Source organism: Petrotoga halophila DSM 16923, from assembly GCF_002924615.1.
The window spans coordinates 1-15,352 of sequence record NZ_JALY01000209.1 but is presented as its reverse complement, the minus strand read 5'-3'; the positions used below and the strand labels follow the sequence as shown (position 1 = coordinate 15,352).

General features: G+C 32.0%; 17 protein-coding genes. 12 read left to right on the top strand and 5 right to left on the bottom strand.

Features of this window, described 5'->3' with window-relative positions:
* The coding region (locus AA81_RS10265; protein WP_169999738.1) for an AAA family ATPase at nt 1–553 on the bottom strand (553 nt) is incomplete at its 3' end.
* Nucleotides 554–1,013: 460 nt separating this feature from the next.
* On the opposite strand from AA81_RS10265, the gene AA81_RS10260 reads away from it, so the two are divergent.
* Nucleotides 1,014–1,268 (top strand): RpnC/YadD family protein, encoded by a 255-nt coding sequence (locus AA81_RS10260; RefSeq protein WP_103898936.1) that lies wholly within the window; start codon nt 1,014–1,016, stop codon nt 1,266–1,268.
* Nucleotides 1,269–1,793: 525 nt separating this feature from the next.
* Here the strand turns inward: AA81_RS10260 and AA81_RS10255 are convergent.
* The gene (locus AA81_RS10255; protein ID WP_245857170.1) at nt 1,794–3,152 is read right to left on the bottom strand and encodes an ATP-binding protein; all 1,359 of its coding nucleotides are present in this window, start codon (nt 3,150–3,152) and stop codon (nt 1,794–1,796) included.
* Entirely contained in the window at nt 3,112–5,961 is a 2,850-nt protein-coding gene (locus AA81_RS10250; RefSeq protein ID WP_103078602.1) for a TrlF family AAA-like ATPase, read from the bottom strand. Before AA81_RS10250 ends, AA81_RS10255 begins: the two co-directional genes overlap by 41 nt.
* Before the next feature lie 450 nt (nt 5,962–6,411).
* Between AA81_RS10250 and AA81_RS14030 the strand changes: the two genes are divergently transcribed.
* Together AA81_RS14030 and AA81_RS10245 are read left to right on the top strand one after the other, a co-directional pair.
* Nucleotides 6,412–6,537 (top strand): Rpn family recombination-promoting nuclease/putative transposase, encoded by a 126-nt coding sequence (locus tag AA81_RS14030; protein WP_146026628.1) that lies wholly within the window; start codon nt 6,412–6,414, stop codon nt 6,535–6,537.
* 118 nt (nt 6,538–6,655) lie between these two features.
* Nucleotides 6,656–7,417 carry an Rpn family recombination-promoting nuclease/putative transposase gene (locus AA81_RS10245; protein ID WP_245857169.1) on the top strand — a complete coding sequence of 254 codons (762 nt, stop codon included), beginning with the start codon at nt 6,656–6,658 and terminating at the stop codon, nt 7,415–7,417.
* A 182-nt stretch (nt 7,418–7,599) separates the two neighbouring features.
* On the opposite strand, the gene AA81_RS10240 is transcribed toward AA81_RS10245, so the two are convergent.
* On the bottom strand, nt 7,600–8,049 hold the full coding sequence (locus tag AA81_RS10240) for an ATP-binding protein (RefSeq protein ID WP_281256300.1): 450 nt from the start codon (nt 8,047–8,049) through the stop codon (nt 7,600–7,602).
* 164 nt (nt 8,050–8,213) lie between these two features.
* On the opposite strand from AA81_RS10240, the gene tsaA (AA81_RS10235) reads away from it, so the two are divergent.
* From tsaA (AA81_RS10235) to AA81_RS14595, 3 genes are all read left to right on the top strand, one after another.
* Nucleotides 8,214–8,696, top strand: coding sequence for a tRNA (N6-threonylcarbamoyladenosine(37)-N6)-methyltransferase TrmO (tsaA, locus tag AA81_RS10235; RefSeq protein WP_103078601.1), 483 nt, complete (start codon nt 8,214–8,216; stop codon nt 8,694–8,696).
* A gap of 81 nt (nt 8,697–8,777) precedes the next feature.
* Nucleotides 8,778–9,005 carry a UPF0175 family protein gene (locus tag AA81_RS10230; protein WP_169926299.1) on the top strand — a complete coding sequence of 76 codons (228 nt, stop codon included), beginning with the start codon at nt 8,778–8,780 and terminating at the stop codon, nt 9,003–9,005.
* A 152-nt stretch (nt 9,006–9,157) separates the two neighbouring features.
* Nucleotides 9,158–9,991 carry a hypothetical protein gene (locus tag AA81_RS14595; RefSeq protein WP_103078599.1) on the top strand — a complete coding sequence of 278 codons (834 nt, stop codon included), beginning with the start codon at nt 9,158–9,160 and terminating at the stop codon, nt 9,989–9,991.
* A 198-nt stretch (nt 9,992–10,189) separates the two neighbouring features.
* On the opposite strand, the gene AA81_RS10220 is transcribed toward AA81_RS14595, so the two are convergent.
* Nucleotides 10,190–10,417: a type II toxin-antitoxin system HicB family antitoxin gene (locus tag AA81_RS10220; RefSeq protein WP_103078598.1), complete on the bottom strand. Its 228-nt coding sequence runs from the start codon at nt 10,415–10,417 to the stop codon at nt 10,190–10,192.
* 327 nt (nt 10,418–10,744) lie between these two features.
* Between AA81_RS10220 and AA81_RS10215 the strand changes: the two genes are divergently transcribed.
* The 6 genes from AA81_RS10215 to AA81_RS10190 all read left to right on the top strand — a co-directional run bounded on the left by AA81_RS10215 (nt 10,745) and on the right by AA81_RS10190 (nt 15,279).
* A complete protein-coding gene (locus AA81_RS10215; protein ID WP_103078597.1) occupies nt 10,745–11,143 on the top strand; it encodes a type II toxin-antitoxin system RelE/ParE family toxin in 399 nt (132 codons plus the stop codon).
* A 12-nt stretch (nt 11,144–11,155) separates the two neighbouring features.
* The gene (locus AA81_RS10210; protein WP_103078596.1) at nt 11,156–11,725 is read left to right on the top strand and encodes a hypothetical protein; all 570 of its coding nucleotides are present in this window, start codon (nt 11,156–11,158) and stop codon (nt 11,723–11,725) included.
* Entirely contained in the window at nt 11,694–12,134 is a 441-nt protein-coding gene (locus tag AA81_RS10205) for a protein-export chaperone SecB (protein ID WP_103078595.1), read from the top strand. Before AA81_RS10210 ends, AA81_RS10205 begins: the two co-directional genes overlap by 32 nt.
* Nucleotides 12,135–12,488: 354 nt before the next feature.
* Nucleotides 12,489–13,523: an Rpn family recombination-promoting nuclease/putative transposase gene (locus tag AA81_RS10200; protein WP_103078594.1), complete on the top strand. Its 1,035-nt coding sequence runs from the start codon at nt 12,489–12,491 to the stop codon at nt 13,521–13,523.
* A 279-nt stretch (nt 13,524–13,802) separates the two neighbouring features.
* Nucleotides 13,803–14,285 (top strand): tRNA (N6-threonylcarbamoyladenosine(37)-N6)-methyltransferase TrmO, encoded by a 483-nt coding sequence (gene tsaA / locus AA81_RS10195; RefSeq protein WP_103078593.1) that lies wholly within the window; start codon nt 13,803–13,805, stop codon nt 14,283–14,285.
* Between the two features lie 262 nt (nt 14,286–14,547).
* Nucleotides 14,548–15,279 (top strand): basic amino acid ABC transporter substrate-binding protein, encoded by a 732-nt coding sequence (locus AA81_RS10190; protein ID WP_103079342.1) that lies wholly within the window; start codon nt 14,548–14,550, stop codon nt 15,277–15,279.
* The last annotated feature ends 73 nt before the right edge of the window (nt 15,280–15,352 follow it).

Below are 15,352 nucleotides of genomic sequence, written 5' to 3'. Positions count from 1 at the left end.
TTCGTGGAAATATATCATCCTTTGTTATCGGTAACTCAGCGGTTAACTTTAAGTCGACCTTAAGTTTCCCCTCAACGTTGGAAAAAAGGATCTCACCTTCCCCAAGTTCTTCTTTTTCCTGTAGCTTTCCCTTTTGCCTTTCTAATCTAACGAATTTACATTTCTGAGTTATTTTGTCCTCAACAATTTTAAATCCCAATCCTGTCTTATTAAAATTAATAGTGAACTTATAAATCGTTTGGTATGTTGTCATCCCTAGTGGTTCTTTTTCTTTCGTTCTGATGAGTCCTCTAAACTCTTGATCAGAAACGACTTCCAATGAAAAATCCTCGGACGAACCGATACTTATATTCCTGAGATATTCACTGCCCCCTTGCATAGAAATTGCATTATCCAACCCATGCTTTACTATATCCCTTAAGAACTCAAAGATCCGTATAAAATTAGATTTTCCAGAAGCATTAGCACCAATTAGAAGATTAAACTTTCCTAATTCTACTTCTAGATCTTTGAAACTCTTGAAATTTCTTACTCTTATTCTTTTGATGGCCATGGCTTAACCTCCTCTGCCTAATCATATTATATTATATCAGAATTTCTCTTATTTTTTTCAAACTTTATGGGGACGGGCAAAGCCTTCCCACCTGTTGGGTTAGGGACCCCGCAAGTCCCTTCCATAAAAGGGCAGGCAGCGGGGCGAAAGGGTAAAGATCCCACTTCCTTTTGAGCGGGGGAGTGGGGAGCGGGGGAAGGGCGCTAAAACTCATTATACAGAAGTTGTGTGTTAAGATAGCACACCTTCAAAAAGAAATGGTATAATTAAATTAACAAAGAAAACACTTCACTAATTCTATGGGCTGGCTGCGGGGTGAAAGGACAAAAACCCTTTTTCCTCACGGGTGCGGAGCTGGGTGAAAAGGTAAAAGAATCCTTTCCTCATGGACGGGGAGCGGGGCAAAGGGGGCGCTATAAAGCTCATTACACTTGATTTAGAAGAAATAGGGGTGCCAAGTATGGACACATTAGAAGAGATAGCAAAAAGGGAAAGAGAAGAAGCTAGATTGGAAGGTATAAGAGAAGGTGAAAGAAAAGGAAAACTTGAAGAAAGAAAGGAATTAGTAATTAGAATACTAAGTAAAAGATTCGGGAACCAATTGACCGAAGAGTTAAAAAATGATATAAGAAAAGCGGTTGAAGAAAGAATAAACAACATAGAAGACAATTTATTAGAAATAACAATAGAAGAACTAAAAGATTTAGTAAAGTAGTTGTAGAAGGCTGATACTAATGCCAAGTATAAGGTTTATAATTCTGCTTTTAAAAAATATCACTCCTTTGTTGTAATTGTTTCGATGAGGAGTGATATGTTTTTGCCTCCTAACTTTGATTGTCGGAACAGAACATTTATTCATACCTGTTTTAGAATTCTTACGTTCTTGTAACTGTCAAACTCAGGAAATTTTTTGAATCTATTTTCGTCTATAAATTTTTTTAAAATAGAGTTTATTCATTTTTGTCTTTACTTTTCCTTTTGATCTTAAATGGCATCTTTCTATCGGCGTTGGTACTCTACTTTTCTTTTTGCCAAGTAATTGCCAAAATCGCCAAATACTCGCCAACTAATTGCCAAATTATTTGATAACATAGTGGCTATTCCTACCCTTCCCCTCAAATTTAAAAATTTTCTTGTTTACTAAATCCATTGAATCTTTTAAGTCATTAGTGGCTGTGGTTCTAAAACAACTGTTTAATCCTTGATATGTTTTTTTCATTTTCTATTAGTCAAATATTGGTCATTTATTAGTCAATTTAGTCAATTGGTAGGCAACTCCCTTGCCTGCTTTTCCAATCCTTGTAAATACCCCCTTCTTCACTATCTCTGCAAGATCAATAGTTGCCATTTGCCTAGATACATTAGTAATTTCCTGATATTCCCTATTCGTAATCCTTCCCTTTTCTTTTACATACTTTACCGCTTTTATTTGCCTTTCATTTAACCCCATTTTTCTTAAATTATCTTCTGTATAAATGTCTTTATAGAAATAAACTGCAAAACCGCCAAACTCCTCTTTAAATTCTGGTTCTGGTAATCCAGCTTTTTTACATTCATCAATAATTTTTATGGTTCCTCTACCCCAGGCCTCTATTAGTCCAGCTTTGAAAAATACATCTGCCAATAACTCATTTCTTGGATAAGATGAATGGTTTTTCTTCAATTCATCAACCTGGATTTCTTTTGGAAGTGTACCAACATTCCAGAGAATTATTTTATCAGGATAAATTTTTAACTGAGTATGTGGACCAATATAATCTCTATGTATAACTGAATTGATTATGGCTTCTCTCAATGCTTTTTCTGGATATTCAAGTTCTTCTTTACGATAAATTCCTTCAAATCTTATTTCAGAAATAAGATATTTTGTTCGCAACAACTCCATTGTTTTTTCTACCTGCTCAAAGAGATTCCCTTCAATATCATCAGAACTTATAATATCTGTATCCGTTAAGAATTTACCCACTTTTATGTAGGAACTTGTCCAGATTTTTTTTGGATTTTTACCGAATAATAAAAGGGCAGCCCTTGTTAATTTACCATTCTTAATCAAATTTAATTTCTCAAGTAACTTTATTGGCTCATTTTCATCTTTTACAAATGGAATTCTTTTTATCGCTATTTGTTTGAATTTTTCAATTGTTTCATTATTTATATCCTCAATAGAAGCGTTTTCCTCAGTATACTCTTCCCAGTGCTTGCCTGAATTGGATATCAGAAACCTGGTTAGGTCTTTGTCCTTAAGTTCCTGAATTGTGCTTCCACTTCTAACATAATATCTCCCATGATAAGAAATTGGTGCATAGGAATGCTCAACTTCTATGACAATTATTTCCTTACCGTTTTTCTTTTCTAAACGGACACTTGGTATAATGCCAAGGATATCTCTTAATTTATTGGGTAAATCCTCAAGTAATTTCTTAGAGTCTTCGACGCCGACAGGCTTACCATTATCATCAACTCCGATGAGCAACCTTCCGCCATTGGTATTTGCAAAGGCACAAATCGATTTTAGATATTCGTCCCGCCATGCGGACTTAAATTCGGTTGTATGAGATTCAACTGATTCTAAATCCATATTTCTTTTCTCTTTTTTCAAAAGCTATCTGACCTCCCTCCAGCACTTCACAAATATGTTGGCGGATACCTTTCCTGAATAATATAGCTTTTTGTTTAGCCTCTGGCAACTCAAAGGAGTTTTCTAAGGCTCCTGAAATGTACTCAAACTTGAACTTTTTATTATCTCGCCCTTTTTCTTGTCCTTCTTGATTTGCGACGATGACTTGTTCAGCGTCTGCCCCAACAACTAAATTAGGATTATGAGTAACTATAATTATTTGTCGTTTCTTTTTCTTATGTTTAATAAATGAAACCAGATCATCATATACCGATCTATTATCTAAATCGTCTTCCGGCTGGTCCAAAAGTATCGGCCATTCTTCCTTACTCAAATCAATAAGTAATCGCAAAAGCACAAGGCCTTTCTTGCCAGGAGACATTTTATCAAGTGAATCGTTTTTATATGAAATCTTAAAGTCCAAATCAAAATAATTCTCTAAAATCTTTACTGCGGCATCCTTTGCCGCTCTATTTCTCACCGTCTTTATTTTCTCATCTACAACAGCATTAAAAATTTCGCTGATAAAAGAGAGATGTTTATTCGGATCGAAGTGATACTCGTATTCGTCTTTCCATGATATACTGCTGATATTACGTTTTATATCCCTCTTGTTTAAAAAAGCATCGATAACTTCTTCATTGAACACCTTTTCATTAAATCCAACTGAAACATTTAAAGATATATCTTCAAACTTATTTTCGTACCTCTTAAATTCATTTCTTACCACATCGTAGATGTCAAAAATTTGCTGATAGGTTCCGATAAGAAACTTTTTCTCTTTTTCATAAAGATCCTTTTTTGACTCGAGCTTTTTCTTTTCAAGGTCTATTTTGTTTAGCTTGTTCTGCTCATCACTTATGGCCCTATTCTTCTTTTTCAACTCATCCTGTAATTTAACCTTTGCCATAAACGGAGTAAGCTCTTTTTTGATTTTTTCTAACTCTTCTCGATAGGCTACAATTCTTGAATTGGCAAAATTTATTACTTCATCAGTGACTGTTAAAAGATCTGTTTTCAATTGCCCAATTTTAGCAAATTCTTCTGTAAATTTTTTTTTGACTTCATCATTACCTAAATAAGATCTTTGTTCATAGCTTAATTTCTCTAAACTTTCTAACTGCTGCATTAGATTTTGTTGGAAAGACACGAGACTCTTTTTATCGTCAGATAAAACAGCAATGCTTGTGTTAGCTTCATTTTCTTTTTCAAGTAATGCTTCATAACCTTTGATTTCTTGATCAGATATTCCAGATTTACTTTTAATGTCGTCAGCTTCTTTTTTCAATTGGGCGATGTATGTTTTTATACCATTCACTTCTCCCAATTGCTTAATACTTTCTTCTGCCTCTTCAATTTCCTGTTTTATTTGATAAAGATTTGCAATACTGGTAAGTATGGATTTAGAAAATCCCTTAATTCTTGTAAGATTGCTTTCATAATTTTCTCGGACATCTTCATCCTGCAGAAGAACATCTCTGACGAACTTGTTTATAGTATCGCGACTTCCAGTGTTTTCCTCCGAAAGTCTGTTAAGGTAATTTTGTGGTATATACAAAATTTTTCTTTCGTCCGAACCATTGCTGCTTTCCGTGTTTTTAAGATACATGCTAGCACCATCTGCCCAAACAACTTCAAAATTAAAATCAGCTGATTTATCAAAATCATATTGGGAAGCTTCGGAAAGGTCAGCAAACCTAGTTTCTACTTCTTTCCTGTCAATCGTTTTAGCTATGTAGTAAAGGAACAATGACTTTCCTGTTGATTTTCCACCAATTATGGTTACCAAATTTTGGTTTATTTCAATAGCATCAGAGGAAAAATTGTCTTGTCCAGTATTATCAAGAAATCGTACCTTATCAATAAGATAGTATGACTTTTTGGAATCCGGTTTTTCGTAACCAAAAGCAACTCGATCAAATGGCTCAAAAATAATCTGTCTCAAACCCTCAAAGTTTGGATCGGCTTTTATCCAGCTAAAACCGTATCTTTCAAGGTCTTCCCCCTCATTGTTTGGTACTGGATATTTTTTCCCTAATTTATTCTTGCAATCCTCAAGAGTATGGCAATCAGAAGTAGAAACAACAGGTTTCGCCTTAGCTTTCAAGCTTTTATTTTCATATCTACTTTCGTCTAGATAATATTCCCTATTTTCCTCACAACCGAAAAATAAATCGCAAAAATCATCAAAAATATCGGATAATCCCTTTTTTATGTTTGAATTGGCAATTGCTCTATTACTACCCATACCACTGGCTACGCCAGCGATTAAGAATGGATGATCATTTCCAAAAGAATTTTTTAAAGATTTTTCAAGTTCTTCTTTCGTGATGCTAATTTTATCGTAACCTCCACAGTCTCCAATATCTTTATCAGTGCAATAAGCAACCGATCCGTTTGGCTTCTTATTCTTTAGTGGAAGATGGACAAGAAAATCTTTTATTTTGTTAATATCATAATTACTATCAAAAATTAATTGGCATTGTAATTGCTCTGAGTCTTTATTAACGCTGATATCTAGTCGAAGTTCCACGCAAGGAAAAAACTGCCTATTTTTCAGTTCTTCAATATTACTAATTTTATCTCGGAATTTTTCGTAACCTGCAACAGAAAAATAATCAGTAATACCAAAAACAGCTATATCAGAATTTTTGATGTATTCAATAAATTTTTCCCAAACATCAACCCCTTCTTTTGTGCTGTATTGGTTTGCATGTTTAGATCCTGGAACGTGAATTTGTAAATCCCATTTTCTCCATTCTGAACCTTTTGGAAAGTTGAAGTTACTCATATCCTTTCTATCCCCCAATCAATGGTTTAATAAGTTTGTATTCCAAGTTTTTATTAATTTCTTTTCCACCATCAAATTTCAATGCTACTCCAGCGACTTTTTATCCATTTATCAATATTCATTAGATCATATTAGGTATTCATGAAAAAATTGGTTAGATGATAATTCGATGTCTTTGAAATGCTGTTATAATAATAAATAAAACACACAAAAGTTTGAATATGGTAAAATTAAGCGAAGAAATAAAAGTTCTTATGAATAAATTATATAACATTCATTTAACAAAAAACAAATCAATTTCAAAGTCATAAATACAATCTAAACATCACCCTATTTCGATGACAATTAATTATGATCTAAATGATCTAACACGAGACAGCGCGCCTTCAAAAAGATTTGGTATAATTAAATTGAACAGAACAAACGATACAGTACAAAGCGAGGTCAAAGATGAGCGAATTAAACAATCCACACGATGCTTTCTTCAAAAGACATTTTGGTAACAAAAAAATAGCTCAAAATTTCTTAGAAAACTATCTACGTTTGCTGCTTTGTGCAAACTATGTTTTTAAATGATTTTGAATTTGAACTTGATTTCGGGGATCTTAAGGGGCTTGCCTTTTACTGGTTTATGTAAAAAAATCTTCTAAAACAAAATTAGGTTTTGGGGATCTTAAGGGGCTTGCCCCTTAATGTGTATGGATACATATACATTCTCTTTGAACACAAAAGCTACAATGATCCGCGTGTACTTCTACAACTTTTAAAATACATACTCAGAATATGGGAAGAAAAATACAACACTAAAACGAACAAATTACCTATAATAATACCACTAGTAATATACAATGGAGAAAACAAGTGGAACATAGAAACTAAACTAATAAATCTCATAGAAGGAATAGAAGAGCTACCGGAAATAATGAAACAATACATACCTACTTACCAATATGAGATATACGATTTCTCACCGGAAGAAAAATTAGGAATAGTAGGGTTAGCAAATTTAAAGGCGATATTACAAACGACAAGAGTGGCAAGAGTAAAAACAGGAAAAAAGTTTGACGAAGAATTAAGAAGGGCATTTGAATTTCTTGTTGGGATAAAAGACAAAAAGACGTTTAATGAATTATTTGAATCTTGTATGTTGTATTTAATGTATACAAGGGACGATATAAACATAGAAAAGGTAGAAGAAGTAGCGAAAAAAGTAATGGATGAAAGGGGTGAATTGATAATGACGATAGCAGAAAAGTTGAAGAATGAAGGAATGGAAAAAGGAAAAATTGAAGGAGAAAAAGAATTAATCATAGAAATTCTAAACCAAAGATTTGGAGAAGATTTTGATAAGAGATTAGAAAACAAGATCAGAAAAGCAAATGAAGAAACTATAAACCAAATAAAGAAAAATATTCTAAGTATTACATTAGAAGAACTAAAAGATCTAGTAAAGTAGTTGTAGAAGGGTAATTCTATACCAATCTCAAAAATTTGAGATATAATTTTTCTTTTAAAAAATATCACTCCTTTGTTGTGATTGTTTCAATGAGGAGTGATATTTTTTTATCTCCTAACTTTGATTGCCTTAACAGAACATTCATTCATGCCTGTTTTAGAATCCTTACGCCTTTGTAACTGTCAAATTTGCCTATTGGCTCTTTTTTGGCTCAATTGATAATATATTTGTCTTTTAGCTTCCCCCTGCATTATAACTATTCCTTTATCAACAAGATTGCGAAGATCCCTTGTCGCTGTTGGTTTTGATGTTTTAGTTAACTCTTGATATTCCTTATTAGTAATCTTTCCCTTTTCTTTTACATACCTTACCGCTTTTATTTGCCTTTCATTTAACCCAATTTTTCTTAAATTATCTTCTGTATAAATGTCTTTATAGAAATAAACTGCAAAACCGCCAAACTCCTCTTTAAATTCGGGTTCTGGTAATCCTGCTTTTTTACATTCATCAGTAATTTTCATTGTTCCTCTACCCCAAGCCTCTATTAGTCCAGCTTTGAAAAATACATCTGCCAACAACTCATTTCGAAGTGCAACTTCTTTTAAACCAGGTGATAAGTTATTAAGTTCGATGGCATTAAATTAATAGAATAATTTATGCGATTCTCTTCCAAAAAGTGTCTTTTTAATTTTTTCAAAAATGCAAAAAAAGTAACACAAAAACAATATCATAACTTTGTTAAATTTTTATTAATTTCTTTAGATGTGGTAAAATTATTTTGAAAGGAGCTAAAAGTATGATGGAAATTAGATACACTCCAATTGGGATAGTTCATTCCCCATTCAAAGAAACAAAAGGTACACCTATACAACCAAACGCTGCCATAGGAACCCAAGCTACAGTAGAAATCTACCCTGAATACGAAGAAGGTTTACAAGACCTCGATGGTTTTTCTCACATTATTCTTCTATACCATTTTCATTTATCCAAATTTTCTGGCTTAAAAGTCAAACCGTATAGGGATGACAATTTACATGGTGTTTTTGCAACCAGAAGCCCAAGTAGGCCTAATCCTATTGGTTTATCGGTTGTTCGCTTAATAAAAGTAGAAAAGAATATACTAGAGATTCAAAATGTAGAAATAATCGATGGTACCCCTGTTTTGGATATAAAACCCTATGTACCAGAATTTACCACTAACGATGAGATTAAAATAGGATGGCTTGAGAAAAATGTCCACAAACTGCAAGAATCGAAAGACGACGGTAGATTCGGTTGAGGAGAAACTTTGGAGTTATAGTATCTATATATAAGTATATCCTTATGGGTGGGGAGCGAAATATTATATGAGGAGCTTTTTATGAAAACCATATCTATAAATCTGCCTGATTTTATTGATTTAAATGAAAAAGAAATCAAATTACTAATTGCTACAAAATTATATGAAGAAGCTAAGTTATCCTTAGGAGAAGCTGCACAACTAGCAGAACTTTCCGAAAGAGCTTTTATTGAAATATTAGGTCGTTTCGATATCTCTATATTTAATTACAACGCTGAAGAATTGAGAAATGATGTAAAAAATGCCTAATTACATATCTGACACAAGTTTTCTAATTGTTTTAGTGTGAAAAATAAGAGGTATAATTTGGAATGAATGTATTTTTATTTAAGATCTAAAGCGATTTTCAAAAACATATAATACAATTTAAAAAGTTCAATAAACTATCGAGGGGGGAAATAATGAAAGACATCAACAGAACGGGGAATATTCACGAAGACGAAACCGCCAAATATCATGAACTCAACTTTCCAAAGATAATCTCAGTAAAACCAACAGAACTACCAGTAATAAACGTATCAGACAGAAACATGGATTTTGTATTCGAACTAGAGGACAACTCACTGTTACACTTAGAATTTCAAACCACGTGGAAGAAAGCAGACTTACTAAGATTTGCACAATACGACATAGCGTTATACCAAAAAGAAAGAAAAAAGATAAACACGGTGGTAATGTACTCAGGGAAATACGAAAGTGCAGAAAATGAATTGGACATGGGTTCTATTAAATACAAAGTACAACAAATATTCATGATAAAGTACGATGGAACAAAAAGGTATGAAGAAATAAAAGAAAAGATAGAAAAAAAAGAACCACTAACGGATAAAGATTCAATGGATTTAGTATTCTTACCCTTGATGAGAAACGAAAAAAGTGAAGAAGAAGTGACAAAAGATGCCTTTGAGTTAGCAATCAAGATACCAGATGAAAACCAAAAAGAAGCGGTAATAGGATCGTTATTAGGGTTCTCAGACAATTATGTAAGGGGAGAGTACCTAAACGAACTGAAAGAGGTGATACGAATGACAAAGATCGGAACTTCATTATTTGAAGAAGGCGTTGAAGAAGGAGAAAAAGAATTGACAATTAAAATATTAAACAAAAGATTTGGTAGACGATTAACCAAAGAGTTAAAAGCTAAGATAAGAGAAGCAGACAAAAAGACAATAGATTACATAGGAGATAACTTGTTAGAGATAACCATAGAAGAACTAAAAGAGTTATTGAAGTAATTATAGTAAGTAGATTTTTGAGTATTTTTAAGTGAATTGTGATAGATATCACTCCTCTTTTATGAGAAGTGATATCTATTTTAATAATTTTATTTGCACCTCTTTGCCCTCGGACCGAGAATCAGATGAAGTTTCTTTTAAAGTAAGAGCATATAGTTTGGAAAATTTCAAGATTATTCCTCAAGTTTTTTAGCAAATTTAAATTTCCACCGTTATTGTATACTGCATAGTTTCTTCTTCATAAGGTATCTCTTCTCCGTGTTCTTGCAAGCTTTCTAAGTATAATTGAATAGCTTCTTTTGCCATTTTTATTGCTTCTTCTATTGTATCTCCGTGTGTGACACAGCCTGGAAGAAGAGGGACTATAACAGTATATCCTCCTTCAGCTTCTTTCTTGAGTAATATTCTATAACTTAGAATTTTCATAATGTCGCCTCATTTTCGGTCATGTTGATAATAAATTATACCATTATGTATATCTTTTGAAAAAAAGAAGTTTCATCCAAAAAAGTTAAAACTTTTGTTTTCATTCCTCATTTGCCATGAGGCTGTTTCTTTGATCCTCTTTCTCAAAAAGCTCAAGATGTTACTCTTTGTTTTTTCACTCAAGTTATGATAATGAACTAAAAAACCACTTCGCATCTATTATATGGTAAAATATACTGTAAGTATAAGTATAATAACGACAAAAAACGACAAGTTATAAAAATTAATTGATTTTTAATAATAAAATGATATAATGGGGTGTAGAGAATGGGAGAAGGAGAAGAAGACTTGCAAGAATTATCCTCAAAACAGCTAAAAAAGGAAATAATAAAAGCTCTTGAAAATCAACCCTTCCCAATCTTCAAACGCTCATTGAAAAAAATAAACAATAGGAACCTTCTATTAAAAATATTGCAATCAGTCTTGGAAATAAATTATGAGTACACAATAGGTGAAATGAAAACAGGAAATTTAAGAGGAATCAGGACGTACAAATTCATACATGATAGAGTATCTTACCGGTTATCGTATTACGTATTAAATGATGGTAAAATAATAATAACTTATATAGATATAATGAAAAGGGAAGATAGTTATGACAATTTAATAAAATACTTTCAATCAGAAAAATCAGTGCTAAAAAAAATAAATGAAAAAGGGATATAAGGAGGGAAAATAATGCTCGAAATACATGAATTATTAAACATTTTCTCTGATTTGAAACCTAAAAATAAAGAAGTTTTGTACAATTTTCTGGTAAATCCTAAAACATATGAAAATAAAGAAGAAATTGAAGATTTTATACAGATATTAAAAGAAATGAAAGATGATCTGTTGTATTATGATGAAGAATTTGACGACATTGAAGAAAAAGAACAAAAATTATATTTCACACAAAAAGATTTAGCAACAATGACAGGACAATCAATAAGAAATATCCAAAGAATTATCAAAGAAAACAATATAAACCCAATTAATCCTGGAAGAAAACCATTATATTATGATCTAAAAGAATTCAATAACTATTATTTTATACAAAAAAAACTAACACCCTCTTTAAAAAATCAAGAAATCAATATAATAAGAGTATTTGGAGATAAAAAAGAAGTGAAAAGAGAAATAGCTATGCAACCATATTTATACCAATTTTTAGAATCGATGCCACAGAGGAATCAAAATATAACCTTATCATTGCCTGACAAAGGAAGTGAAAAAAATGAAAATGAGCAATATTCAAATGCGGTATGACATAATTAAAAAATTAAATTATGAATTAAAAGACGAAAGTCTAAACAACAAAAAACTGACACCAAAGATAGACATTTCCGTTACACAAAATTTTCAACCAAAAGAAAAAGAATACTTTGGAACAATAGGATTAAAAATTAAATTTCATTTGAAAGAATCAAAAAAAATAGTATTAAAATTAGAGCTTGAAACAGAAGCAGGATTTTATGGCAACCCAAAAATAAAGGAAAACGAATTCAAAGAACTAGTAATAAAATCTGGAATAATGAGCTTATTGCAGATATCAAGAGCAAAAATAATATCAATATCCGCAAATTTTGGCTTTCTTCCACCAATATATCTTCCAATGTTGAACATTAACGAACTCGTAGAAAAAGAATTAGAAAAAGCTAAAATAACCGCCAAATAAGAGCTGTTGAAAAACAGCTTTTTTTAAAAAATTTTCAAAAATAAGATTCCGATTTTAAATTGGTTAAAGGGCCCATAAAATATATAAAGAATTACTAAAAAATTGCACTATTTTTGACTACCCCATCGTCTATGTTCAAACCAAAATTCTTCGACTTTATTATTTTTATCAAATCCCTTAAACTATGGTTTAATTTCAAAAACATCGAATTATGATCTAATGCTTTTTTATAGATTTCTAAAAACATATGGTATAATTAAATTAGTAAAGAAAAGAATTTACTCCTCTTACGGGCGGACTGCGGGGCGAAGGGGCGCTAAAAGCAACAAAAAATAAACCAAAAAGGAGAAGCTTATGTCTAATCCAATAAAAGATTCCATATTCAAAGAATTATTTGAAGACAGAACCGTATTCTATGATTTCCTAAAAGCCTTTCTACCAAAAGAGATAACAAAACAAATAAAAGAGACAGATTTAAAACGTGAACAAACTGAACTAATAGGCAAAGACTTCTCCATAAAAAGATCAGACATACTATACAAAATAGAAAAAGGAAACGCCCCGAAAGGGGTTCAAGGAAACGGGCAAGATGTATACATATACCTATTGTTAGAGCATCAAAGTAAAGTTGACCAACTTATGGCATTCAGGATGTTGGCGTACAAGGTAAGAATATGGGAACAATATGTGAAAAGTCACAAAAAAGAATCAGAGCAAAAAGGATTCAAACTACCAGTCATAATAGGGATGGTCTTTTACGATGGAAAAGCGAAATGGACATCACCAATGGATGTAAAAGACAAGATAACAGAGATAAAAAACATGGAAGAGTACTTAATAAAAGCAAATTATGAACTAATAAATTTAAGCAGTATAAAAGAAGAAACGATAATAAACATGAAGAAGGCACTAGGGGTAATCTTATTAACGGACAAACCAAACGTAAGGATAAAAAACGCAGAAGAGTTGTTAAAGATTATAAATGAAGAGATAATATCGAAATTGCCGGAAGAAGAAAAAGATAAGTTTGATAAACACAGAAACGCATTCATAGAACTGTTCGGAAAAAGGACAGATTACAAAGAGATAGAAGAAAGGTACAAAGAACTGCAAAAAATGGAGGTGCCAAAAATGTTTAACACATTAGAAGAGATAGCAAAAAGAGACAGAGAAAAAGCTAAATTGGAAGGTGTAAAAGAAGGTGAAAGAAAAGGAAAACTTGAAGAAAGAAAAGAATTAATCATAGAAATTCTAAACCAAAGGTTTGGAGAAGATTTTGATAAAAGATTGAAAGAAAAGATCAGAAATGCAAACGAAGAAATTATAAACCAGATAAAGAAGAACATTCTAAATATTACACTAGAAGAGCTAAAAGGGTTATTGAAATAGTTGTAGAAGGGTAATTCTATACCAATCTCAAAAATTTGAGATATAATTTTTCTTTTAAAAAATATCACTCCTTTGTTGTGATTGTTTCAATGAGGAGTGATATTTTTTTGCCTTCTGACATTAGCTGTTACGGCAAAATATATGGCTCTCTTCCAAAAAGTGTCTGTTTAATTTTTTCAAGAATGCAAAAAAAATAACACAAGCACAATATCATAACTTTATTAAACTTTTTTTAATTTCTTTAGATGTGGTAAAATTATTTTGAAAGGAGCTAAAAGTATGATGGAAATTAGATACACTCCAATTGGGATAGTTCATTCCCCATTCAAAGAAACAAAAGGTACACCTATACAACCAAACGCTGCCATAGGAACCCAAGCTACAGTAGAAATCTACCCTGAATACGAAGAAGGTTTACAAGACCTCGATGGTTTTTCTCATATTATTTTATTATACCATTTTCATTTATCCAAATTTTCTGGCTTAAAAGTCAAACCGTATATGGATAACAGTTTACATGGTGTTTTTGCAACCAGAAGCCCAAGTAGGCCTAATCCTATTGGTTTATCGGTTGTTCGCTTAATAAAAGTAGAAAAGAATATACTAGAGATTCAAAATGTAGAAATAATTGATGGTACCCCTGTTTTGGATATAAAACCCTACGTACCAGAATTCACCACTAATGATGGGATAAAAATAGGGTGGCTTGAGAAAAATGTTCACAAACTGCAACAATCAAAAGACGACGGTAGATTCAGTTAAGGAGAGTTTTTGAGTTATAATATCTATGTATAAATGTATCCTTATGGGTGGGGAGTGAAATATTATATTTGGAATGTATTTACGTCTATGATCTAATGCGTTTTATTCAACTACATATTATGTTATAATATTTTTAAACAATTATTCTTTATATAGATTGATTCTTCAAGAATCTTTTGAATTAACTACAACGTAGTGTAAGAGATTCTGATGCTTTATGACTAAGTAAAAAAGTAAATAAGACGATAGGAGGTGTATCAACATGGTGAAAAAGGCTTTTTTGATTTCTATGATTTTGATTTCTTTTGTGTTTTCAGCTTTTTCAGTTACTTATGTTGTCGGTACAGAAGCATCTTTCCCACCTTTTGAATACGTAGAAGATGGAGAATTTGTAGGCTTTGATATGGATTTAATAAGGGAAATCGGAGAAATGTATGGATTTGATGTTGAAATAAGAGACATTAGCTTTGACTCTCTCATACCTTCTTTAATGACTGGAAATATTGACATTATTGCTGCTGGAATGACGGTAACAGAAGAAAGAGAGAAAGTAGTAGACTTTACAATTCCATATTATAGCGCCGATCAGAGTATTATGGTAAGAAAAGGAGAAGGTACAAATCTAAGTATACTTTTTACTGAGCCAAAAATCGGAGTTCAGACAGGTACTACCGGGGATCTTTGGGTAACTGAAAATCTTATTGACACGGGTTACTTGCCAAAAGCAAACCTTACAAGATACGATACATTCAACTTTGCTGTTCGTGACTTAGTTAATAAAAATATCGATGCGATAGTACTAGATAATCCTGTAGCTGAAAGATTCACCAAGACAGATCCGGTAGAAATTGTAGGAATCATTAAGACTAATGAAAATTATGGTATGGCCGTTGCACCAGGCAATGAAGATTTATTGAATATGTTAAACGAAGGTATAACAAAGTTACAAGAATCAGGAAAGATGGATGAACTTATCGGAAAATATTTTAAGTGATGCTTGTAAATCTTTAAAGTAAAAAACAAGGGGGGTTTACCCCCCTTATATTAAGAAAGAAGGATTATATTTG

What these genes read in the sequence shown, in the direction of transcription:
- AA81_RS10220 (WP_103078598.1), bottom strand. Translation starts at nt 10,417, where the DNA reads ATGAAAATTCTAAGTTATAGAATATTACTCAAGAAAGAAGCTGAAGGA.
- AA81_RS10260 (WP_103898936.1), top strand. Translation starts at nt 1,014, where the DNA reads ATGGACACATTAGAAGAGATAGCAAAAAGGGAAAGAGAAGAAGCTAGA.
- AA81_RS14030 (WP_146026628.1), top strand. Translation starts at nt 6,412, where the DNA reads ATGAGCGAATTAAACAATCCACACGATGCTTTCTTCAAAAGACATTTT.
- tsaA (WP_103078593.1), top strand. Translation starts at nt 13,803, where the DNA reads ATGATGGAAATTAGATACACTCCAATTGGGATAGTTCATTCCCCATTC.
- AA81_RS10215 (WP_103078597.1), top strand. Translation starts at nt 10,745, where the DNA reads ATGGGAGAAGGAGAAGAAGACTTGCAAGAATTATCCTCAAAACAGCTA.
- AA81_RS10210 (WP_103078596.1), top strand. Translation starts at nt 11,156, where the DNA reads ATGCTCGAAATACATGAATTATTAAACATTTTCTCTGATTTGAAACCT.
- AA81_RS14595 (WP_103078599.1), top strand. Translation starts at nt 9,158, where the DNA reads ATGAAAGACATCAACAGAACGGGGAATATTCACGAAGACGAAACCGCC.
- AA81_RS10190 (WP_103079342.1), top strand. Translation starts at nt 14,548, where the DNA reads ATGGTGAAAAAGGCTTTTTTGATTTCTATGATTTTGATTTCTTTTGTG.
- AA81_RS10230 (WP_169926299.1), top strand. Translation starts at nt 8,778, where the DNA reads ATGAAAACCATATCTATAAATCTGCCTGATTTTATTGATTTAAATGAA.
- AA81_RS10205 (WP_103078595.1), top strand. Translation starts at nt 11,694, where the DNA reads ATGAAAATGAGCAATATTCAAATGCGGTATGACATAATTAAAAAATTA.
- AA81_RS10200 (WP_103078594.1), top strand. Translation starts at nt 12,489, where the DNA reads ATGTCTAATCCAATAAAAGATTCCATATTCAAAGAATTATTTGAAGAC.
- AA81_RS10250 (WP_103078602.1), bottom strand. Translation starts at nt 5,961, where the DNA reads ATGAGTAACTTCAACTTTCCAAAAGGTTCAGAATGGAGAAAATGGGAT.
- tsaA (WP_103078601.1), top strand. Translation starts at nt 8,214, where the DNA reads ATGATGGAAATTAGATACACTCCAATTGGGATAGTTCATTCCCCATTC.